The organism is Psychrobacter sp. CX90 (assembly GCF_057396305.2).
In genome coordinates this window covers 2,470,795-2,491,466 of sequence record NZ_CM182008.1, presented here as the reverse complement: position 1 = coordinate 2,491,466, position 20,672 = coordinate 2,470,795, and the positions used below count along the sequence as shown (strand labels likewise).

At 39.8% G+C, this 20,672-nt stretch carries 19 protein-coding genes; 14 read left to right on the top strand and 5 right to left on the bottom strand.

The genetic code is table 11. The annotated features are described in order from the left end of the window. Nucleotides 1-411: 411 nt before the first annotated feature. The 4 genes from AC2SLN_RS09895 (at nucleotide 412) to AC2SLN_RS09880 (ending at nucleotide 4,642) form a co-directional block, all read left to right on the top strand. The gene (locus AC2SLN_RS09895) at nucleotides 412-2,178 is read left to right on the top strand and encodes an AMP-binding protein (protein ID WP_486549118.1); all 1,767 of its coding nucleotides are present in this window, start codon (nucleotides 412-414) and stop codon (nucleotides 2,176-2,178) included. 185 nt (nucleotides 2,179-2,363) lie between these two features. Further along, entirely contained in the window at nucleotides 2,364-3,080 is a 717-nt protein-coding gene (gene rph, locus AC2SLN_RS09890; protein WP_486549117.1) for a ribonuclease PH, read from the top strand. 28 nt (nucleotides 3,081-3,108) lie between these two features. Next, the gene (locus tag AC2SLN_RS09885) at nucleotides 3,109-3,594 is read left to right on the top strand and encodes a hypothetical protein (protein WP_486549116.1); all 486 of its coding nucleotides are present in this window, start codon (nucleotides 3,109-3,111) and stop codon (nucleotides 3,592-3,594) included. A gap of 388 nt (nucleotides 3,595-3,982) precedes the next feature. Then, entirely contained in the window at nucleotides 3,983-4,642 is a 660-nt protein-coding gene (locus AC2SLN_RS09880; protein ID WP_486549115.1) for a hypothetical protein, read from the top strand. A 188-nt stretch (nucleotides 4,643-4,830) separates the two neighbouring features. Here the strand turns inward: AC2SLN_RS09880 and hemJ are convergent, their stop codons facing one another. The 5 genes from hemJ to serB form a co-directional block, all read right to left on the bottom strand. Then, on the bottom strand, nucleotides 4,831-5,265 hold the full coding sequence (gene hemJ / locus AC2SLN_RS09875; RefSeq protein ID WP_486530381.1) for a protoporphyrinogen oxidase HemJ: 435 nt from the start codon (nucleotides 5,263-5,265) through the stop codon (nucleotides 4,831-4,833). Between the two features lie 108 nt (nucleotides 5,266-5,373). Beyond that, nucleotides 5,374-6,501 carry a biotin synthase BioB gene (gene bioB / locus AC2SLN_RS09870; protein WP_486549114.1) on the bottom strand — a complete coding sequence of 376 codons (1,128 nt, stop codon included), beginning with the start codon at nucleotides 6,499-6,501 and terminating at the stop codon, nucleotides 5,374-5,376. Between the two features lie 509 nt (nucleotides 6,502-7,010). Then, on the bottom strand, nucleotides 7,011-7,517 hold the full coding sequence (locus tag AC2SLN_RS09865; protein ID WP_486549113.1) for a hypothetical protein: 507 nt from the start codon (nucleotides 7,515-7,517) through the stop codon (nucleotides 7,011-7,013). A gap of 245 nt (nucleotides 7,518-7,762) precedes the next feature. Then, nucleotides 7,763-8,182 (bottom strand): AciT family ciprofloxacin tolerance protein, encoded by a 420-nt coding sequence (gene aciT, locus AC2SLN_RS09860; protein WP_486530384.1) that lies wholly within the window; start codon nucleotides 8,180-8,182, stop codon nucleotides 7,763-7,765. Nucleotides 8,183-8,544: 362 nt separating this feature from the next. Beyond that, complete coding sequence (gene serB / locus AC2SLN_RS09855) at nucleotides 8,545-9,834, bottom strand: phosphoserine phosphatase SerB (protein ID WP_486549112.1); 1,290 nt, start codon at nucleotides 9,832-9,834, stop codon at nucleotides 8,545-8,547. A 98-nt stretch (nucleotides 9,835-9,932) separates the two neighbouring features. Here serB and AC2SLN_RS09850 point away from each other — a divergent pair, with 98 nt between their 5' ends. The 10 genes from AC2SLN_RS09850 (at nucleotide 9,933) to AC2SLN_RS09805 (ending at nucleotide 20,526) form a co-directional block, all read left to right on the top strand. Next, nucleotides 9,933-11,498, top strand: coding sequence for a hypothetical protein (locus AC2SLN_RS09850; RefSeq protein ID WP_486549111.1), 1,566 nt, complete (start codon nucleotides 9,933-9,935; stop codon nucleotides 11,496-11,498). A gap of 223 nt (nucleotides 11,499-11,721) precedes the next feature. Next, a complete protein-coding gene (locus tag AC2SLN_RS09845) occupies nucleotides 11,722-11,997 on the top strand; it encodes a PA3496 family putative envelope integrity protein (protein ID WP_486549110.1) in 276 nt (91 codons plus the stop codon). 403 nt (nucleotides 11,998-12,400) lie between these two features. After that, complete coding sequence (locus AC2SLN_RS09840) at nucleotides 12,401-12,964, top strand: UPF0149 family protein (protein ID WP_486549109.1); 564 nt, start codon at nucleotides 12,401-12,403, stop codon at nucleotides 12,962-12,964. Nucleotides 12,965-12,988: 24 nt separating this feature from the next. Then, nucleotides 12,989-13,429: a YbjQ family protein gene (locus AC2SLN_RS09835; protein ID WP_486549108.1), complete on the top strand. Its 441-nt coding sequence runs from the start codon at nucleotides 12,989-12,991 to the stop codon at nucleotides 13,427-13,429. 36 nt (nucleotides 13,430-13,465) lie between these two features. Continuing rightward, nucleotides 13,466-13,960 carry a YbjQ family protein gene (locus tag AC2SLN_RS09830; RefSeq protein WP_486549107.1) on the top strand — a complete coding sequence of 165 codons (495 nt, stop codon included), beginning with the start codon at nucleotides 13,466-13,468 and terminating at the stop codon, nucleotides 13,958-13,960. A gap of 242 nt (nucleotides 13,961-14,202) precedes the next feature. After that, nucleotides 14,203-17,184 carry a valine--tRNA ligase gene (locus tag AC2SLN_RS09825; RefSeq protein WP_486549106.1) on the top strand — a complete coding sequence of 994 codons (2,982 nt, stop codon included), beginning with the start codon at nucleotides 14,203-14,205 and terminating at the stop codon, nucleotides 17,182-17,184. A gap of 278 nt (nucleotides 17,185-17,462) precedes the next feature. After that, nucleotides 17,463-17,699 (top strand): hypothetical protein, encoded by a 237-nt coding sequence (locus tag AC2SLN_RS09820; protein ID WP_486549105.1) that lies wholly within the window; start codon nucleotides 17,463-17,465, stop codon nucleotides 17,697-17,699. A 211-nt stretch (nucleotides 17,700-17,910) separates the two neighbouring features. Continuing rightward, entirely contained in the window at nucleotides 17,911-19,560 is a 1,650-nt protein-coding gene (locus AC2SLN_RS09815) for a hypothetical protein (protein WP_486549104.1), read from the top strand. A gap of 23 nt (nucleotides 19,561-19,583) precedes the next feature. Beyond that, nucleotides 19,584-20,144 (top strand): hypothetical protein, encoded by a 561-nt coding sequence (locus AC2SLN_RS09810; RefSeq protein WP_486549103.1) that lies wholly within the window; start codon nucleotides 19,584-19,586, stop codon nucleotides 20,142-20,144. Then, nucleotides 20,119-20,526, top strand: coding sequence for a hypothetical protein (locus AC2SLN_RS09805; RefSeq protein ID WP_486549102.1), 408 nt, complete (start codon nucleotides 20,119-20,121; stop codon nucleotides 20,524-20,526). The genes AC2SLN_RS09810 and AC2SLN_RS09805 overlap by 26 nt, the downstream gene beginning before the upstream one ends. The last annotated feature ends 146 nt before the right edge of the window (nucleotides 20,527-20,672 follow it).

Below are 20,672 nucleotides of genomic sequence, written 5' to 3'. Positions count from 1 at the left end.
TGACATTATCTCTGCAACAAGAAACTGCCAATAGAACCAATGTAGACGTTATATTTGTAGGCTATAAGAAGCTATAGGGTTCACGTTTAATGCTTTACATAAGGTTAAGTGTTTAATAAACAGTATTGTGACCCACTTGAGTTTGAGAAGGGATACGAAGGAGAAGAGAGACCAAGGAGAAGGGATACGCGTCGCCACCGTATCCTTTTTTTAGTATGGATCAGGTTTTGGTTTACGGTTAGTTTTTTGTTTTAATTTCCATTTTCTAGAATGTTTTGATATAAGATAAATATAATCACGAACTGGTTTTTTATGAAGATTATTATCTTATTAATTTTCATCTTATTTTTTATCTTATAAAGAAACACATAACACGAATTAACAACATCCAACGATTTTACAGGTAATTTAATGACTACAGCAGACAATCAAGACTCTACCCATGTTATAGACAGCCACTTACATGGTACCTATCCGACATTCCCGGAGATTCCAAGCGATCGCCCTTGGTTTGAAACATATAAGCGTTATGGGTTGTCATCATCCATTGATATGCCGGCAGATGACACCTCATTACTTGATGTGTTTGAGCGTAACTTTGCCCGTTATGGCAGTAAAGATGCTTATATCTGTATGGATGCGTCTATTACGTATCGCGAGCTAGATCATTATAGCCGTCAGATAGCGGCCTATTTACAGTCAATAGGGCTTAAGAAGGGTGATAAAGTAGCAGTAATGATGCCTAACGTACTTCAGTACCCTATACTGGCACTGGGTATTATTCGTGCTGGCATGATATTAGTTAATGTTAATCCTCTGTATACCTCGCGTGAGCTTGAGCATCAAATGCATGACAGTGGGGCTAAGGCCTTATTTGTTATTGAGAACTTTGCTAATACCTATCAGAAGGTTGTTGACAAAGGTGATATTGAACATGTGGTTGTGTGTAGCATGGGTGATATGCTGGGATTAGTAAAAGGGTTTGTGGTTAACATGGTAGTGCGTCACGTTAAAAAGATGGTGCCAAGCTACTCAATTTCAGGTAGTAAGACCTTCAAACAGGTGCTTGAGTCTGTTTCTGCGCATCAATACGAAAGGCCAACGCTAGATTTAAGTCATGTTGCTTTACTACAGTATACTGGGGGCACAACTGGTGTGGCAAAAGGTGCTATGCTGACTCATGGCAACTTGATTGCTAACATGCTACAGATAAATAACTTAATCAGCGCGGCATTTGAAGACACACCAAATAAGACGGAGATTATGTTAACAGCTTTGCCTCTGTATCATGTTTTCTCGTTTATGGTATGTGGTCTTTATTCGATGTATGAAGGTCTTGCTGGCTTACTCATTCCAAACCCGCGTGACTTAGATGGTCTTATTAAAGATATGGCTAAGTACAAGCCTGCTTATATTCCAGCAGTCAACACTTTATTTAATGCATTAGTCAATCACAAAGATTTTAAAAGTCTTGACTTCTCGAACCTTAAAGCCTCTATTGGTGGTGGTATGTCAGTATTACCAAGTGTTGCTAAACAGTGGCACGAAGCAACAGGTTTACCTATCGTGGAAGGCTATGGACTATCTGAAACCTCCCCAGTGGTAACTTTTAACCCTATGACGATTTCAGATTTTACTGCAAAGATTGGTGTACCAGCCCCCGCTACTGATGTTATTTTGATTGATGATGATGGTAATCTTATGCCAATTGGCGAACGTGGAGAAATTTGCGTCAAAGGTCCACAAGTCATGGTAGGGTATCAAAACAGACCTAAAGAGACGGCTGATAGCTTCACTGATGATGGCTATTTCAAGACTGGCGATATTGGGATTATAGATGAAAAAGGATTTATCAAAATTGTTGATCGCAAAAAAGATATGATTTTGGTGTCTGGTTTCAATGTGTATCCTAATGAGATTGAAGAAGCAATGACAGAGCATCCAAATGTATTAGAGGTTGGGGCTATTGGTATACCAAGTGAAGAACGTGGCGAGGAGCCTAAAATATTTGTGGTCAAAAAGGGTAATGTTACCGAACAAGAGTTACTTGATTTTGGTAAAAAACAGCTGACAGGTTATAAACGTCCTCGCCATGTACAGTTTGTTGATGAGCTACCTAAATCAAATGTCGGTAAAATCTTACGTAAAGAGTTACGCAAGATGGAAGGTTTGGATTAAACGCATTTTGCAAACCTGATTGAGGCTCACACTTGGCGCTAGAATTCAGTGATAATGATTGAGTTATCGCGCTGTTTAAAAGGGTGTGCCTTGCTATTGAGTAGCCATGACGTTACGATAACAGCAAATAGATACCAAACAACGATTTTATAAACGAGCTAATTTATAAAGGATACCGCTAAACAATGCGTATAGATAACCGTCAGCATGATGAACTTCGTAATGTAACTTTTGAACGAAACTATACCAAACATGCCGAAGGGTCAGTACTGGTCTGTTTTGGCGACACCAAAGTACTGTGTACAGCCAGTGTTGAAGCAGGCGTTCCTCGCTGGTTAAAAGGTAAGGGTCAAGGCTGGTTAACCGCTGAATATGGCATGCTACCGCGTGCCACCAACACTCGTAACCAACGTGAAGCCGCCCGTGGCAAGCAGTCGGGACGTACTCAAGAAATTCAGCGCCTGATTGGCCGGAGCTTGCGTGCTATGATCGACATGAGTAAACTTGGCGAGAATACAATTTATGTTGATTGTGATGTGATCCAAGCAGATGGTGGCACTCGTACGGCTAGTATCACTGGCGCGGCTGTTGCATTGATTGATGCCTTAGAGACCCTACAAAGAAACAAAAAAATCAAAGAAGATCCTCTGATTGGTTTAGTGGCTGCTGTCTCTGTTGGGGTTAAAAATGGCGACATATTGCTAGATCTAAACTATAGCGAAGATTCAAGCTGTGATACCGACCTTAACGTAGTAATGACACAAAAAGGTGAGTTTATCGAGATTCAAGGAACAGCTGAGGAAAAGCCTTTTACCCGTGCAGAAGCAGATAAAATGCTTATTGTCGCTGAAAAAGGTATTGCTGATTTAGTGAAACTACAGCAAACGGCATTGGGCTGGTAATTTCACAGGGTAAACTCAAAGGTTAATTATGTTACAAGTGACTGACCATGGCGCCAATATAACCCTCTCTGGCAAAGCGAAAGGCTTTGGCGATGGACTGTTTTGGTTTGCAAGTGCCTTATTGATAGGCGCCGTTGGTGTAGCACTGGCGATGAGTTTACTTCCTGAACGATTAGCCATTGGCGCTTTAGCTGTTTTGATTATTGGTAGCTTTGTGTTTAATAGGCTGCGCTCTAATGCTAAAGCGGCTGAGGTAATTAATAATGGGGTTCTAAAAGTACAAAAGGGTATGTTTGTGCATAATGTACTTGGTAAACGGCAGCAAATTATTATACAAGCAAATGATAAGGTTCAGATTAATGGCGCAGCATTGCTGATTACTGATATCAATGGCAACGTTAAATGTCAAGTGTCAGGGTTTGATTCTCCTAAAGAAGCACAAGTGATGCAAGCTGTGCTACAGGGCCAGAAGTTTGATAAGCGTAATGCCAATATAAGAATGCAATCAAACTAGGGCATGTCCTCATTGACCATAACTTATATTTTATGGGCAAAAAGGTCTAAATAATCGCTAAACTGTGTCTGATTTCTCGCTAATATGCCACTATTCTATTTACAAGCATTGGTGTTTGACGATCATTTATCGCATTTTTACCCTCATGATTTCAATGAGGACACGGACTAATATAAGTTATAATTTATTTTAAAAAAGCCTGTATAAAATAATATACGGGCTCTTTTTTTGTGGGTTTACATGCGGTAATAATGATATATTATTCAAACTAATACTAAATACTGTTTGTTACCTAGTAACAGTTTTAGACTACTTGACTATAGCATCAGTAGAATCCGTCATCCAAAGATAATACAGTCAACATAGTGTATAGATTGAGGTTATTACCATGACTTTACCCCTGTTTAAACCCAATTTATCTAAATTAGAAGCAACGACGTATAAAGTTAGCGTAGCGATAATAAGAGTAGCAAACCTACTAGCAGATCTGAAGATTAGAACATTTACCATCACTTGCATGGCTCTTAGCACAATGCCCTTAGCAAGCGCTGAGGATTCAATCTATCAGGCGGATGAGTGGCAACCCTCACAGCTTTTTGCGTTGCAAAGCACTCCATATAGTAACTTACCCATGCAACACGCCTCGATCGTTCAGGCGTCAGAGTTAATGGCTTCAGAGCCTGCTAAGCGAGTATTGCGACAAGCAAGAGTAATGACCTTGAACCAAAGAGTCATCGTCGGTGGTGGCTGTTGGGACTATTTAAATATGGTATTCTCAAGAGCGACTGTAGGCCGTGATACAGTGCTTAAAGGTAGCTATGAAGCAGGGCCCTATGCTAGTCGTGAACAATTGCGCTCAGGAGATTGGCTGTATTTTATCAATCATGGATATAATGATGTCGAACACAGTGGGCTATTTATTGGTTGGGTAGAGCCTGACAGCAGTCAAGCTCTCATTTTGAGCTATGCAGGAGAAAATCGCCAAGAGCCGGCTCGTTATAAGGTATATGATTTAAGTCATGTCTATAATATCATACGGCCTATATAGCTAGCCTTTCTCAAATAAATCCGCTACGGTATTTGTTGACCTTCCTCAATATACTACTTGTTGTCCTATCTACGGTTGGTTGCCTGCGTTTTAGAGAAATTAGTAGCGAAATTATTTAAGTATGTCACTATTAAGTATGTCACTATTAAGGGGAGAGGTTTGACAGGTTTTTTAATTTGATGGGCGTGTTAAAAGGGTTTGACGATAACCAAGCACACGGCTCCAATTAATACAAATACAGGCATCTCGTTAAACCAGCGCCAATACACATGAGTTTTATGCTGAGGGCTCAACGCAAGTTTCTTACGATACGCCCCGCACATACCATGATAAGCGGAGAGCAGAACGACGAGTAAGATTTTGGCATGTAGCCAACCTTGCGTCTTATAAACATCCCATCCTAGAAATACCATCCATAGGCCAAACACCCAAGTGGCTATCATCGATGGTGTCATAATGCCGCGATATAGTTTACGCTCCATAATCACAAAGCGATCTTGGCTAACTTTATCTTCACTCATCGCATGATAAACGAATAAACGCGGGAGATAAAATAGGGCTGCAAACCAGCACACCATAGAGATAACATGTGCTGCTTTTATCCAGTTAAAGTAGTCCGCCATAGGTTAGTTACCGAGTTAAGTGCGTGTTAAGAATTAAGCGCTTTTATAACTCATTTTTAAAAGGTTAGCCAGCCTAATCTCTAAACGATTAGTTAAAGTGTTAGGCTGTTAAATTTTGTGTATATGGCTACGTGTACCGCTCATGGCGTTAACCACAGGTACCGTAGAGGGCATTGCTTTAGTAGGCTTAAGCCCAAGTTGTGCCATTAGCCTGTCATCATTTGATTGGCTAGAGTTTCCTGTGGTTAATAGTTTATCACCATAAAAGAACGAGTTTGCGCCTGCCATGAATGCCAATGCTTGCTCAGAGTCGGATAGGCTCTCGCGCCCTGCTGATAGCCTTACATAGCTCTTAGGACAACAAATACGTGTAACGGCAATGGTACGAATCCATTCCAGTACAGGCAGTTGGCCCTCACTGATGACTTTATCGCCAAGAGGTGTACCAGCAATGGGCACCAGTAGATTGACAGGAATAGACTCTGGTGGAAGAGGCATGCTGGTAAGTTCATAAATCCAGTCTATACGGTCGTCGCGGCTCTCTCCCATACCCACAATACTGCCACTACACACATTAATACCAGCATCACGCACGTTTTGAATGGTGTCAAGGCGGTCATCATAGCTACGTGTGCTGACCACCTCATTATAATATCGGCGAGAGGTATCTAAGTTGTGGTTGTAATAATCAAGTCCAGCTTCTGCAAGTTGTGAGGATTGTTCTGGGCTAAGCATACCTAATGTCATACAGGTCTCCATCCCCAAGGCTTTGACTTCTTTGATAAGTTCAGCGATATACGGCATGTCCTTTTTACTTGGGTGCTTCCATGCTGCACCCATACAGAAGCGTGATGAGCCTGATGCTTTGGCTCGTTTGGCAGCGGCAAGCACTTTATCGACTTCCAGACGTTTTTCTGCCTGTAGTTTGGTTTTATCGCGGTGATGTCCTGATTGTGAGCAGTAGCCGCAGTCCTCAGGACAATTGCCTGTTTTAATAGACAATAACGTACTGATTTGAACTTCATTTGCGTTGAAATGCTCACGGTGTACAGTTTGGGCTTTGAGGAGTAAGTCCATAAAAGGCAACTCAAAAAGCTCAGCAATTTGGTCACGAGTTACTGGTGCGGTATCCAAATTTGAATGCACTAAATCTGTGTAAGAGGCGTAGTCTAAACTATTATTCATATTATCGTTAGCGGCAGAGTTGGGCTCTGCAATTTTTACCAAAATCGTCATGCTACAATCCTTTGCAAATCATTTGTATAAGAGTGTGTTTTAGGCATACCTAATGAATTGACCTAATTCTTAAAATTCAAATAATTCAGTTAATATAGTATATATTTAGGGTTTATGTGTACAATTGTACCATTTATTTGATGATATTAAATAAACGAAAAACGCCTAAAGCGCATGATAGCGTTTAGGCGTCTAAATAGGCTTATTATAACAATACAATAGTCTTACAATCCTATCATCTGACAGCAACCCGCTTATTATAATTGAGTATGATGCAACGATTAAGAACGCAATGATTAAAAATTAGGGCGTATTTTTATTAACCTTACTTTATAAGAATAAAAAAAATAGAATAAAAGGTCGCCAAACAGCACTGATTTCAACGAAAACAATGAAATATTAACGAGAAATCATCCACAGGTTAGGGCAAATATAGCCATTTTTAATGCATAACCTGTAGATTATTGTCAATAAAAACACGCTCTAATTAAGTCTGTCCAACCGTTTGGTCATTTCGACAGTTTATGCTTCAACATTCCAATAACATTTGAAGCTAAGCTTTGTGCTTTATAAGCATAGGGTTTTGCCTTTTGAAGCAAAGGCTTAATCTCTTCTGGTATCTCAGGTACAATGTGTTTAGACAGCTTATTAAACCACATGAGTAAACTGTAATCCCCCTCCATGCTCATTTCTTTTTCTTGCACTGCCGTCATAAAAGCAGCCACATTACCACCCGTCAATAATCTTACACCAGTAGCTGAGTCTTGAAAGTCAATACTAAGGTCTGGCTCAACGGCTTCGCCACTATGTTGACTAAATTTACCTTCTTCAAAAGTATAATAACGAGAAACACCCGAGGCAGCGCTACCAATTTGAATGGTAACATTGCGGCCGTCTAATAGCGCAGCGAAGTCTTCATTATCACTATTTGCCAGCATAGATAAACGATAGCCAACTGCTGCTAATAGACCATCTAATGGGTCAGCTTTGATATTTAGTACAGGAATAGTAAACATAGTAGTGTCCAGAAATTAAACAAAAGTTAATAAAGTGATGTCATAACGATAGGTTAATATTTAATTAATACCTTTATTTATGAGTGATGTGATACTTCCTATTATTGTGCTTTTTACACTGGTTTTCAATGCTCTTGTTTTCAAGGTACGGCCAAAGTCATTTACAAAGGTAATTAATAAAGCAAAGAAGGCAAACTCTGCTAAGCTTGCCTTCTTTTTTGCTGTACATGAAGCTTGCGAAACAGTTAGTTATGGAATCTAGGTTTGTAGTTGTTATAAATTGGCGTGTGCTCGATATAATTATCAGAGTGTGCCAATGGCTTTGAGCCTCTTTTCAGCTTCATACCCTTAGTAGCGCCAGAATGGGTTGGTGTTCTAGAATAGCGATATGCTAAAACAAGGCTTGGTACAAACCAAGTGATGGCAAGCGATGCAACATAGCTATGCCATATGTCAATAGTAAAGGTGCTGGCAACAACAGATTGAATACCCTCTACTACAAGCCAGTAGCCCATACCGCCAAGCAGATACGCTAGCAGATAGCGATGATTCGATAAGAGTGTCGCAAAGATGCCTATGGCAATAAGTACTAAGCCAAGTGTAGACCATGAAATTACGCTGGAGAACCAATTGAAGTTGGTGGCCAAGATTATGCTAGGTGCCATTTTGATTGCCTCATGTACTGTCAACAAATACAACATCAAAAGTCATGTTGAACGGTGTAAGTTGTTTCTCATTGATTGTTATTATGCTTGTATTTTATGGAAATAAAAAGACAATGACTAACAATTTACGACAGTAGCTGTCGTGTTGTTCTGTCAAAAAATAGGCATATTTTTGCTAACCTAGACAATTAATTGGTTTGGAACAATTTTTACCAACAAATATTTTATATGAAACTTTTGTGACAGTGTTATAGAAATATTTTGCGCTAAATTTAATCTCTAAACTGTCATAAAAGTTTTATTTGTATGTAGTATTAAACGGATTTTAATAGCAGTGTTATACCAACTATTTAAAACCAACTTTACAATAAATCTTGAGCAGCGTATCCCAAGACATAAAGCACCCCTTCTAGTCCAGTCGCGTTAATGGCAGCATCAGCACGTGAACGCACAATAGGTTTGGCATGGTAAGCGACACCTAGATCTGCATAGGTCATCATGGGTAAATCGTTTGCGCCATCACCGACACAGACGACCTGTGCGGCGTTAATACCAAGACGCTGAGCTACCTGTTCAACCAAAGCCGCTTTGCGCTCACCATTAACGATGGGTAGGATGACATTACCGGTAACGATATTCTCTTCTATATCAAGCTCGTTGGCATAGACCTCATCGATGCCAAGCTCTTGGGCGATGCGTTTAGCAAAATAAGTAAAACCACCAGATACCAGCATGGTGTGATAACCAAGCTTTTTTAAGTTGGCCATCAAGGTGCGTGCACCAGCTGACAATGTTAATTTACTTTGGACTTCATCGAGTACGTCAGTTGATAAATTTTCGAGTAGGGCAACACGGTTGCTAAATGACGTATCAAAATCGATTTCTCCACGCATTGCAGACTCGGTAATTTCGCTGACTTGCTCGCCAATCCCTGCATGCTTTGCTAGCTCTACAATTACCTCTTGTTCGATTAAAGTGGAGTCCATGTCAAAACACACTAAACGATGGGGGCGTAACATTTTGGCAAGCGAGATAATATGACAGTCTATAGCTGCATCACCGCCCAGATCTGCTGTGATCGGTAATGTATCAATAAATTGGCGCAGATGTGCGGTTATACCATCATCTAAAAGACGGGCAGCGGCCGCCTTTTTATTGGGCTGCATGGTAGAGGCATCTGTTGGCAAAAGCACATAGCGATATGTAAATACTGAAGTTAGCCGGTCACTACCTGAGTGGTCCTCTAAGTTATCATGTGCATAAGGTACTTTAATAATTTGCCATAAAGGGTTTTGGGTAGCCCATTCCTTAATATGTGATTCAAATTGAGTCTTTTTATTTGTATTCCCCTCATTAATAAGAGCTTGTTGATGTACAACAACTGATAGCGAGAATACCGGTAGGGTTTCAAGTTGCTCAATTAGATCAAGTGATATTTTATTATTAGAATTATTTAAATCGTCAAGATTAACATCGTCAAAGCGTAAATGACGTGGCAATAAGTCATTGGCTTGTTGTAATGCACGCAGCCAACCCTTTAGGTGCTGTGCCATTCCGGATCCAAAGCTGGCGAAGTTTGCTGTGATCTCGGAGGGTGTTTTTTCTGTACTGAAGCTGTTATTTTGATAATTAGTTGTAGTATTTTTTGTCATGGTCAGCTAAGCCCCTTGTAAGCGTACGCAAGATTAGGAATAATAGGACGTGCCAAAATTAGAGCACCCCCTCATCTTTTACAAAAGTTTAGCATAACATGACGTATTTAGCGCCACGGCAAGGCCTGTTTGCCATAATTATTCTTATTAGTTTTTTTATTCAAGCGACGTTGCTGATTATCAGCACCGATCAACAGCTTGATGCGCTTAAAAAGCAGACAGCAGAGCGGATGTTAGTTCAGCTCGTTGACGAAGTTAAACTGCCTTTGTTAAGCAAAGATAAAGTCAGCTTAAGTGTTTTGACGGGTAGATATACCAGTGAAAACCATGTTGCAAGCGTGACAGTTCGAGATATCGACGATGACGTGCTGCTGCAAACGGGTCAAGCGCAACTGTTGAGTGGTGATGAGATTTCTCAGCCAGTGATTCTAGGCGACAATATTATCGGTAAGGTAACCTTGACGCTACGGGACACGAGCAAAGGCGAAATCATTGCCTCCCAGTGGATATACATTTTGGGCTCCTTCATCGTGCATCTGTTATTGTGGCTCATTTATGGCTATATGGCACGGCCAACACGTGAGCAGCTTGCTGCATTGAGCCGAGATATTCAAGATCATTTGATTGAGCAGCAAGGCTCTAGGTTTATTAGTCGCTCACGTCGCAGTCGGCTGCCGGATGACGAGGTTGAAGACTATGACGATGGCTTGACTGACACCGTTAATGAGAGCAATACAGGTTTTGATGTCCATCAAGCTGTCAATCAATATGTACAAGCCCATCAAGACGATAAGACTCTAGAGGGTGATCAACGTGCTAACGAAGACAATAGAGATGACGCACAGGCAAGGCAGACACATAACGACTCAAAATTTGCTAATGACGACATCGATGCTGTTTTAAATGATGATAATGCGCCCTCTGATGGCATCAGTACGTCATCAAGAGTATACAGACAAGGTAACGCAAGCAGTCAAGGTGTTGAAGGTCATCCCCAACACATGTCGGCAAGCGGTACGATGCGACAGGGGGCTACCGTTCCCTATCCACGTAAAGTTTTAATGAGTAATCGCCCTATAGAGGTTGCGACAGTGCAAATTCGGTTCCACGATCCAAGTAAGCTGATTGGGACACTTGCGCTTGAGCAATCAAAGCCATACTTTGCTCTATGTACTCAGTTGTTGCAGCGTACACTTGATGAACTATTAAAGCAGCCGTTGCTATACGGTGTTAAGATTAACAATGAACCCATATTTGATGCTAATGGGGCCAATGTTGAATTTATAAACAGGGGTAGCCTTAGCAAGGCAGCCTTAGCCGCAGTGATGCTTGCCAAGGTTTTTGTTATGCTCAATCAAGTGACCTATATCAAGCATCGTGAATTGCAAAGATTTGCTTTAGAAGTCTATGCAGGTGTGAGTGATGACGCAGTGGCTGAAGAGATGCAACAAGTCGTGCGCCATAGAGCAAAAGCCAATGACGTGCTTGCATTGTTACCTACTGAAGGTGTGAAACAGCTTAGCGGGCATATGCAATTGGAAAATTTAAGCAACCCAACAACAGTATATGAACGTGATTGCTCTATTGTTAAGGGCACCAGTGATGCGATGATGCAGCGGCTAGTTGAGGTAAGAAATGCTGTATTGTTATCCGGTCAGCGTTAGGTTCTTAGCATTGACATTGAAACAACAGCCCTCACAATGAATTTAACTGAGTTTGATGGCTATAATTGATAGCAGATTATGACAATGTAAAAATAACACTTGATGGTTGATGATTTTTATAAGATGATTCGCATATAATTTCAGACAATAAACGACCAACCAACAAAATCCGTCAACACTCAAACGGTTTAATTGTTAGCTAACAAATCAAGAGGACAGTAACGTGAGTGATAATGATATTGATGATTTCGATGATGATAACTTCGATGATGATGATGACGCAAAAAAGGTGGATGAGCCAGATACAACGGCCGTTTTAACCAGTTTAGAGAAGCGCCGTCTTATTGACAATATGTTAGAGGAAAAGCGTCTGGCGCGTGAGTTAAAAGATGGTTTTGACGATGATTTTGATGATGACCTAGACGATGACGACCTTGATCTTAACGATGACGATTTTGACGATGATCTTGTAGAAGATGATGAGGATGACGACGTTTAATACCCTTATTATGTAATCCCCTCATTTTATAATGCCTTTATTATTATATAAGGTTACATAATCTTATATAGCCCTATAACAGGGATTTGCTTAACAATATTTATCATGCGTTGCTAACCATGGCAACGCTTTGTAGGCAAGCCAGAGGTTTGCTATCTTGCAAGCTATTTTTTTACAAGTTACTTTATTAAACTAACCATTTACCCTATTAACCATGTGTTTAATTATTTACTGAATATACGTGTTATCTGATAATTCGACCTTCGACCGCCAAACTCATCCAATTTTTAAACGTTTCAATATTTTGATTTCAAGCTTCTATATTAAGTGTCTAAGCGATAAGCACACAGATACAGACACATCTTTGACCTCTTTAAAACAACCATTATAAGAAGATACCACGATGACTTTAGATGACCTAAAAGATTACCTCGATTCTGATGCCAATGAACATGGTCTAGATAGTATCGCCACCCATGGTTTTTTAATGGCGACGTTGGTAGGCAAGCCCCTGCCGAACTGGCCTTCATTATTGTTTGAAGGCCAAGACAATAAAGTGGATGACAGCGTAAAAGAAGCTATTGAAGCATGGCGAGATGAGCTTTTTGAAAAGTTAAAAAGCGAAGAGGGCGTTGAATTACCTCTTGAAGCCAATGAAGATAGCGGCGAAGTAGATTTCTCCTTTGAGTCTGATTTAACTGCATGGTCAATTGGCTTTGTAGATGCCATGTATGGTGATGAAAATGTAGATTGGTTTGACGATGAAGACACTGCCGAAGATGTCGCTATGTTAACGCTACCTATGATGGTCTTTAGTGGTATCGATACCATTGATGCTGAAGGCAATACAGGCGAAAATGAGGAATTGGCAGAAATTCGCCGAGATGAAGACGCGCTGGCGCAAATGGCTAACAGTATTGAAGGCAATTTAAGTGAGTTGTTTTTATTGTTTAACACGGATGACTGATTTTTTGATTGGGTAAAGAATACTATGCAACTTTCAAACCTAGAGCACTTACCGGGATATACCATTACTGAGCGCTTAGACGTTGTTTATGGCAGTACAGTGCGCTCAAAGCATGTGGGTAAGGATATATTCGCAGGCCTAAAAAATATCGTTGGTGGTGAGTTGACTGCTTACACTGAACTGCTTGAGGAGTCCCGCCAAGAAGCAGTAGAGCGTATGAAAGTAAAAGCGGAAGCTTTAGGCGCTGATGCCATCGTCGGGTTGCGTTTTTCTACTTCAAGCATAGCGCAAGGGGCATCAGAGCTATTTGTCTATGGCACGGCAGTCAAAGCGGTACCCTTACCCCCAAAGCCTTATCAGCCGCATCATGACCTAGAGCAATCTCACGCTGCTCAATCTGAGAGGGATCGTTTACCTCCCATGCCCATGTCACCCGCTAAACCGTCATCCAATGACACTCATTAACGTTACTTTTTAATTTTACTAAAGGGCGTTTCAGTCATGGATATAGTGTTCGACTTTTTAATGAATAACCTCATTTTTATCGGCCTATTTGCCATTGGCTGGTTTTTTGGCCGTTATAATGAACAAGATCACCTGCGTCAATTGGCGGTTTCTGAAAAAGAGTTGGGTTATATCATTGTGTCTAGCGAACGGTTTTATCGGCCAACTATTGCCCCTGATACCGAAGGTGCTGTGGTCATGGGCAGTGTGGTTATTGCGCAAGATTACTTCAAGATGATTGTGGCAGGGATTCTTAATTTATTTGGCAAAAACCTAGTGACCTACGAGACGCTGCTGGATCGTGCCAGGCGTGAAGCGTTAGTACGCATGAAGCTTGAAGCTCAATTTATGGGCTATAATCAAGTGTTTGGGATACGTTTAGAGGTAACCAGTATCAATGCAACGGGCAGTATGGTCGAAGCCATTGCTTATGGTACAGCAGTTTATACCATTGATAATCCGAAGATTCCGCCACCGTTGCCGATGGTTTGATTTTAGTCATTCGTTAAATGTGGTTATTCTATCATCGAGATGGGTTTCCAAAGCTCAATCATTGTTGTGATTGAGCTTTTTCATATCTAAACGTTAACCATAAAATAGGGATATATAACTCTACTCTATGTTGATTTGATATGACGCTAACAAAATCCCCCAATCTGCGTTAAAATCACTCTATCATTAACTTTATTCAATCTATTCATTCAAAAGACCACCAAAAATAAGACAATTCAATTATGAACAACCCCAACGCAAATACAAATTTAACTGAACTAACCACCTCTATCCAATCTGCCTTAAAACAATTAGAAAACGCCTACAACCCAAGCGATGTCGAGCAAGGTATGTATCAGCGCTGGGAAGATAACGGCTATTTTAAACCCAGCTTTGATAGCAAGGAGTCGTTCTCTATTGCCCTGCCACCACCAAACGTCACAGGCAGCTTGCACATGGGGCATGGTTTTAACAACGCTATCATGGACTCCTTAACCCGTTATCACCGTATGCTAGGCGACAACACGCTTTGGCAACCGGGCACCGACCATGCGGGTATCGCTACGCAAATGGTAGTTGAGCGTCGCCTTAATGCTGAGGGTATTAAGCGTACCGAACTGACCCGCGAAGACTTTATTGACAAAGTATGGGAGTGGAAGGAAGAGTCGGGCGATAACATTACCCGTCAAATCCGCCGTTTAGGTAGTTCGGTCGATTGGTCACGTGAGCGCTTCACTATGGATGAGGGCTTGTCCAATGCGGTTAAAGAAGTATTTGTGCGTTTGCATGAAGATGGCTTAATTTATCGGGGTAAACGATTAGTGAATTGGGATCCGAAATTCCAAACGGCATTATCGGACTTAGAAGTTGAAAACCATGACGAAAAAGGCTCGTTGTGGCACTTCCGTTATTTCTTTACGGATAAATCGGTTAAAACCCAAGACGGCAAAGATCATGTGGTCGTAGCAACCACTCGCCCTGAAACCTTATTAGGCGATACAGCCGTTGCGGTCAATCCAAAAGATGAGCGTTATGCGCACTTAGTTGGCAAAACCATTACTTTGCCCATAACAGGTCGGATAGTGCCGATTGTGGCAGATGATTATGTCGATATCGAGTTTGGTACGGGCGTGGTTAAAATTACCCCAGCGCACGACTTTAACGATTATGAATTGGGTCGTCGTCATGACACGCCATTGATAAACATCTTTGATAAATACGCGCATATTTTGCCAGCGATGGAAATTTATCCAGATCTGCAAACCCGTGACCCACAGCTTGAACCAACGCCCGAAGCCTACATAGGTCTTGAGCGTTTTGAAGCCCGTAAGCAATTGGTTGCTCAAGCCAAAACTGAAGGCTGGCTAGAGGACATCGAAGACTACCAACTTAAAGCACCTCGTGGTGACCGTAGTGGCGTGATTGTTGAACCGTGGTTGACGGATCAATGGTATGTGGCGATGGAGCAACTTGCCAAACCTGCGATTGATGCGGTGGAAGACGGCAGTATTGAGTTTGTGCCTGCTCAATACAAAAACATGTATATGGCATGGATGACCGACATTCAAGACTGGTGTATCAGCCGTCAATTGTGGTGGGGGCATCGTATCCCTGCTTGGTATGACAATGACGACAACATTTATGTGGCACGTGATGAGGCGGAAGTACGCCAAAAATACAATCTAGCTGACAGCTTAGAGCTGCGTCAAGATGAAGACGTGTTAGATACATGGTTTAGCTCAGGATTATGGACATTTAGCACCTTGGGTTGGGGCGACCTGCTTGTTAATAACAGTGCGGATGACAAGCGAGTGCTTGAGACGTTCCACCCGACCAGCGTGTTGGTGACAGGCTTTGACATTATCTTCTTCTGGGTAGCCCGCATGATAATGCTGACCATGCACTTTATGAAGAATAAAGATGGTAGCCCGCAAGTTCCATTCAAAAAGGTCTATGTGCATGGACTGGTTCGTGACAGCAACGGTCAAAAAATGTCGAAATCGAAGGGCAACGTGCTTGACCCAATTGACTTGATTGACGGTATTGACTTGGAGTCTCTGGTCGAAAAACGTACCAGTAACATGATGAATCCCAAAGACGCCAAAAAGATTGAAAAACAAACTCGAAAAGAGTTCCCTGAGGGTATTCCTGCCTTTGGTACCGATGCGTTGCGCTTTACCTTTACATCCTTAGCTAGTACGGGTCGTGATATCAACTTTGACCTAAAACGGGTTGAGGGCTATCGCAACTTTGCCAACAAAATTTGGAACGCCAGCCGTTTTGTACTCATGAACTGTGTTGATAAAGTGGCAGAAGGCGAAGAGGTAACCGCATTACCCATCGACCAAAGCGCCAACCCCGACGTATGGGAATTGCCTGAAAAATGGATTATGAGTCGTCTTAACTCGACCATCAGCAATATCCATCAGCATTTTGCCCAATATCGCCTTGATATGGTCAGTCAAGATATTTACGAATTTATCTGGAATGAATACTGTGATTGGTATGTGGAACTTGCCAAAGCCAGTCTCAATGATGACAGCGTTAGCAATGAGCGCAAGGCGCAAATTCGCTACGTGCTACTTAACGTATTAGAGACAGCGCTACGTTTTACTCATCCGATTATGCCGTATCTGACCGAAGAAATTTGGCAGACTATTACGCCCTTGCTTGATCGCAAAGATACCGACAGCATCGTGATTGCCGACTATCCACAAGCGGACAACAGCCAAATCATCGAGCAGGTTGAAGCCGACATGGCATGGCTACAAGCCCTTATCGCTGGCGTGCGTAACATCCGAGGCGAGATGAAGCTGGGTAATGCGGTGCGTTTGCCTGTGTTACTGGAGAATATCACTCAGGATGAAACCGAACGTCTAAATCGCATCGAAAACCAGTTTAAAGCGCTTGCCAAGGTTGAGAGCTTAACTATTGTAAAAGAGGGTGAAGAGGTTCCTCTTTCTTCATCTAGCATGGTCGGTAAACTGCGTATTTTAGTCCCAATGAAAGGGCTAATTGACCCGACTGCCGAGCTGAACCGCCTTGCTAAAGCGCAAGAAAAATTGCAAAAACAAGCGGACGGTATCGAGCGCAAACTGGGTAACGAAGGTTTTGTGAGTAAAGCACCGCCTGCCGTTGTGGATGCGGAAAAGGCGAAGCTTGAGGAGTTGCAAGGTCAGTTAAAAGTGATGAGTGAGCAGATGGCGCAGTTGGAGGCGTTGTAGGCTCTAAAGGTAATTGTGATAGGGTGGAGATAATGCTTGTGTTAGCTTTAAGGACAAAAGCAAAAGTTTTAAAAGCATGGCTTCATTATCGCAGTTCCATCATAAGGAAGAAATATGCGGGTCAAAGTCCCGTTCCCCTTTAAACGCTATATCCGCGCCTCGTCCCTCGGCAAAGGCAAAAAGAACGCCACCATATTTATGGTGGCATTTTTTATGGTATTAAATCAATTTAAATAGTGGTATAAGTAGAGTTAAAGGCTGATATGTAAGATTAAAAGATGTTCAAAGACTTTATAATATCTATCAAAGAAGAATTTACTCATCGAGATAGTTTATGGGCGAACCTAGGCCATGGTATAAAAGTCGCCATACTTATTTGTTTAATTCCCGCATTTTATTGGTTTAAAGCGGATTTGTTTTATGCGATTGCTGCATTAATAATTGAGATTGTATTTGTTTTACTTTATTCATTCGCCCATTTTAGTCTGTGGCATGACTTTGATGAATGGGATTAGAGGGGATGGGATAAGTTACTTTAAAGCAGTATCCAAGCAAGTACCACTGCTACAATCGGGGCTAAACCGTTCTATCACGCGTGTTCAGTTAATAATTAAAGTTTGCCGATATGAAGGTATATTCGTTTTTAATAAATTATGTAATACTTTTGCAACTCTGGGAAGATGACTGACTAGACCAATTACATAAAAAAATAACAAGGAACATATAGTGGCTGAAATAGGGGTAGAAAATAATATTAACAAAGTCTTCACTATTAAGTCAGAGTGCAATATGGAAGGTTGTTCAAACATTTCTTTCAATGATTTTAGTAGATGCGCATTACACTGTCAGAAGAGTAGTTATACAAAGGATTGGCATAACAGTTTATTATCAGAGTTTGTTATTCAATTGAATAACTATATATTAGACTTCTTTGCAGAAGGATATTTCAATCCTGTTCCAGCAAACCAAGCTGATGATCTCGTTTATGAGATTAAAGAATTTATGGATAAAAGCAATAGTTTATATGATTCAGAGTTGATTAAGGGTTATTTAAGTGGAATTGATATTGTATTTTCAAGTGTCCACTTCCCTACAAGAGATAGTAGGGACTGGTTTGATTATCTTAAAACATTAAAGTTATTTAAAAGTATTCATTTTTTGAACTGTCACTTTTATTTAAACTGTATGCATTTAAAAGAGACTAATATTTTTTTTGATAGTTGTAATTTCGAAAATTCCTATAGTATTTATCCTGTATTTTTACTTGAAAATGCTTACGATACTGTTTTTTCCCATTGTACTTTTAATGGAGACGTTACTGTAGCACCGAGTGGAGATAGACCTGATGACAATGTATATAAGCATAGAGTCTTTTATAATTGTAACTACTTAAAAGACATAACTATTAGAGATTGCAAATTTGAGGCTGAGGTGTTTTATCAAATAAAAGATGATGAAGGGAACCATCTTAATAAAATTTATTTTTTAGAAGTGAATAATTGTATTTTCGATGAAAGTTTGAAACTAAATAATTTTGAAATATCAAGTTTATTAATTGAAGACACCATATTTAACTTGAAACTAGAGATAAAAGAGTCAAATATAGTTACAATGTTATTTAAAAACTCTAATGTTGAAAAGGTTTTCGATGCATTTGGTAGTAGATTTAAGGAAGCCTGTTTCTATAAAAGTATTTTTGAAGATTTTGCTGGGTTTGAAAAGGTCCAGTTTGGAGTAGAAAATAATTATAAAGAAGAATATATAGCTGAATTTATATATACGACATTTATGAGTTTCTCTAACTTTAGAGAGGCTCAGTTTCATTCGGGTCTAGATTTTGAACGTGCAAACTTGAAAGAGAATCCCAATTTCCTTAGAGCTAAAGTAAGTCAGTTAAACACAAATAGAGAGACCTTTCGTATAATTAAATACTCGTTTGACTCTATAGGTAACCAAATTGAAGCAAATAGGTTTTTTATGATGGAGATGAAGGTATACAAATCAGATTTAGAGAAGATAGTCTTAAATAAGTACGATAGAGAAACTAAAGCAGAACTCTTCGTTCTAGAAATAAATGAATTTTTATCAAGATTTGGTACTAATTACATTCGTCCAATAATTTTATTAATGTCCATAACTATTCCTTATGCAGCTGTGCTATTTATTCATAAATGTATTTATTCAAATAAAAATGAATATTATCCTAAATTCGTGGAGATTTTAGGATTTTTACCCAATGAATTTGCTAATGGATTTCAACCTATGTCAAGATTTCTGGTTACGGGAATGGAGTTTTTTAGTTTGTTATATTATATATTTTTCTCAATATTACTTTGGCAGGTAGTTGTAGCGGTGAAAAGAAAGGTTAAGAGGTGAGTATTATAAGTCTGGGATGAATTATGTCGACAATAACAGTATATTTAGACCAAAATGTTTTATCTGAATTACGATTATCTAAAATAAAAATAAATGATTTTAAATTTGTTAAGCTATTTAAAGTATTAAAACTGCCAGATTATCAACTCGTTTATTCTGAATATAATCTTGTAGAAGTTAATAAAATAAAAAATGAAAAATTTGTAGTAGAACATTTAGATGCATTAAATATATTGCATGGAATATATTGGCATTCTAGATTTAAGAATAAATCTCCTAACTCAAAAGTAATCTACCAAGAGTATTTTGAAGTAAAGAACAGCTCATTTTCTCAAAGACTTGAAGATAAACACAAAAATTTGATTCAAAGCTTGAATGGCATTAATACTGGAACAACAATTCAAGAAAGTTTTAACTCATTGATTAATGAGATTGTTGTTACACCATTCTCTTCCTTATCTTCAAAGTTACCAATTTTAAAAAAGACTATAGATAAATTAAGTGAGCGTTCTTCAAAGTATTTAACAAGCAAATTGAATCCCTTCAATGAACTCGAAGATGAGTCATTTTCAAACCATTGTTAATGATTCTAGATTAGATAATATTGAATCGTATCCTCCAACAGAAGTATTAAAAGAGATTGTGAGTCGATTAGTTAACTATGACCCAAACTTTTTTACTTTACTATCCTATGATGAACAAAATATTGAAAATAAAATTGAGTATATGTTCTTACTATTAAATTGGGTAGGTTATTTTCCAGATAAATTTCAGAATGTTACTAATAAGAAAGGGTTTCATGATGCATCTATGTTGGATGCTAGGCATACTGCAATAGCTTGGCACTTTAACTATCTTCTATCTTCAGATGAAAAGTTTAGGAAGAAAGCACAAGCCTGTTATTATTTTATTGGCTCTAAGACTCAAGTTGTTTCTGTGGAGGAGTTTTTAGAAATGGTTGGTTAAATAGAGAGGGTTTCAGATACGTGTTACAGTTAATTGAAATGCGAAATTAGTTTACTTATACTTTATTAAACACCGCTAGGCTTAGGCGCTGCGCGCCACGCCCTGCCAACGACAAGCAAAAAGATACCATCTTATATGTCAACTCA

What these genes read in the sequence shown, in the direction of transcription:
- AC2SLN_RS09895 (WP_486549118.1), top strand. Translation starts at nt 412, where the DNA reads ATGACTACAGCAGACAATCAAGACTCTACCCATGTTATAGACAGCCAC.
- rph (WP_486549117.1), top strand. Translation starts at nt 2,364, where the DNA reads ATGCGTATAGATAACCGTCAGCATGATGAACTTCGTAATGTAACTTTT.
- AC2SLN_RS09885 (WP_486549116.1), top strand. Translation starts at nt 3,109, where the DNA reads ATGTTACAAGTGACTGACCATGGCGCCAATATAACCCTCTCTGGCAAA.
- AC2SLN_RS09880 (WP_486549115.1), top strand. Translation starts at nt 3,983, where the DNA reads ATGACTTTACCCCTGTTTAAACCCAATTTATCTAAATTAGAAGCAACG.
- hemJ (WP_486530381.1), bottom strand. Translation starts at nt 5,265, where the DNA reads ATGGCGGACTACTTTAACTGGATAAAAGCAGCACATGTTATCTCTATG.
- bioB (WP_486549114.1), bottom strand. Translation starts at nt 6,501, where the DNA reads ATGACGATTTTGGTAAAAATTGCAGAGCCCAACTCTGCCGCTAACGAT.
- AC2SLN_RS09865 (WP_486549113.1), bottom strand. Translation starts at nt 7,517, where the DNA reads ATGTTTACTATTCCTGTACTAAATATCAAAGCTGACCCATTAGATGGT.
- aciT (WP_486530384.1), bottom strand. Translation starts at nt 8,182, where the DNA reads ATGGCACCTAGCATAATCTTGGCCACCAACTTCAATTGGTTCTCCAGC.
- serB (WP_486549112.1), bottom strand. Translation starts at nt 9,834, where the DNA reads ATGACAAAAAATACTACAACTAATTATCAAAATAACAGCTTCAGTACA.
- AC2SLN_RS09850 (WP_486549111.1), top strand. Translation starts at nt 9,933, where the DNA reads ATGACGTATTTAGCGCCACGGCAAGGCCTGTTTGCCATAATTATTCTT.
- AC2SLN_RS09840 (WP_486549109.1), top strand. Translation starts at nt 12,401, where the DNA reads ATGACTTTAGATGACCTAAAAGATTACCTCGATTCTGATGCCAATGAA.
- AC2SLN_RS09835 (WP_486549108.1), top strand. Translation starts at nt 12,989, where the DNA reads ATGCAACTTTCAAACCTAGAGCACTTACCGGGATATACCATTACTGAG.
- AC2SLN_RS09830 (WP_486549107.1), top strand. Translation starts at nt 13,466, where the DNA reads ATGGATATAGTGTTCGACTTTTTAATGAATAACCTCATTTTTATCGGC.
- AC2SLN_RS09825 (WP_486549106.1), top strand. Translation starts at nt 14,203, where the DNA reads ATGAACAACCCCAACGCAAATACAAATTTAACTGAACTAACCACCTCT.
- AC2SLN_RS09820 (WP_486549105.1), top strand. Translation starts at nt 17,463, where the DNA reads ATGTTCAAAGACTTTATAATATCTATCAAAGAAGAATTTACTCATCGA.
- AC2SLN_RS09810 (WP_486549103.1), top strand. Translation starts at nt 19,584, where the DNA reads ATGTCGACAATAACAGTATATTTAGACCAAAATGTTTTATCTGAATTA.
- AC2SLN_RS09805 (WP_486549102.1), top strand. Translation starts at nt 20,119, where the DNA reads ATGAGTCATTTTCAAACCATTGTTAATGATTCTAGATTAGATAATATT.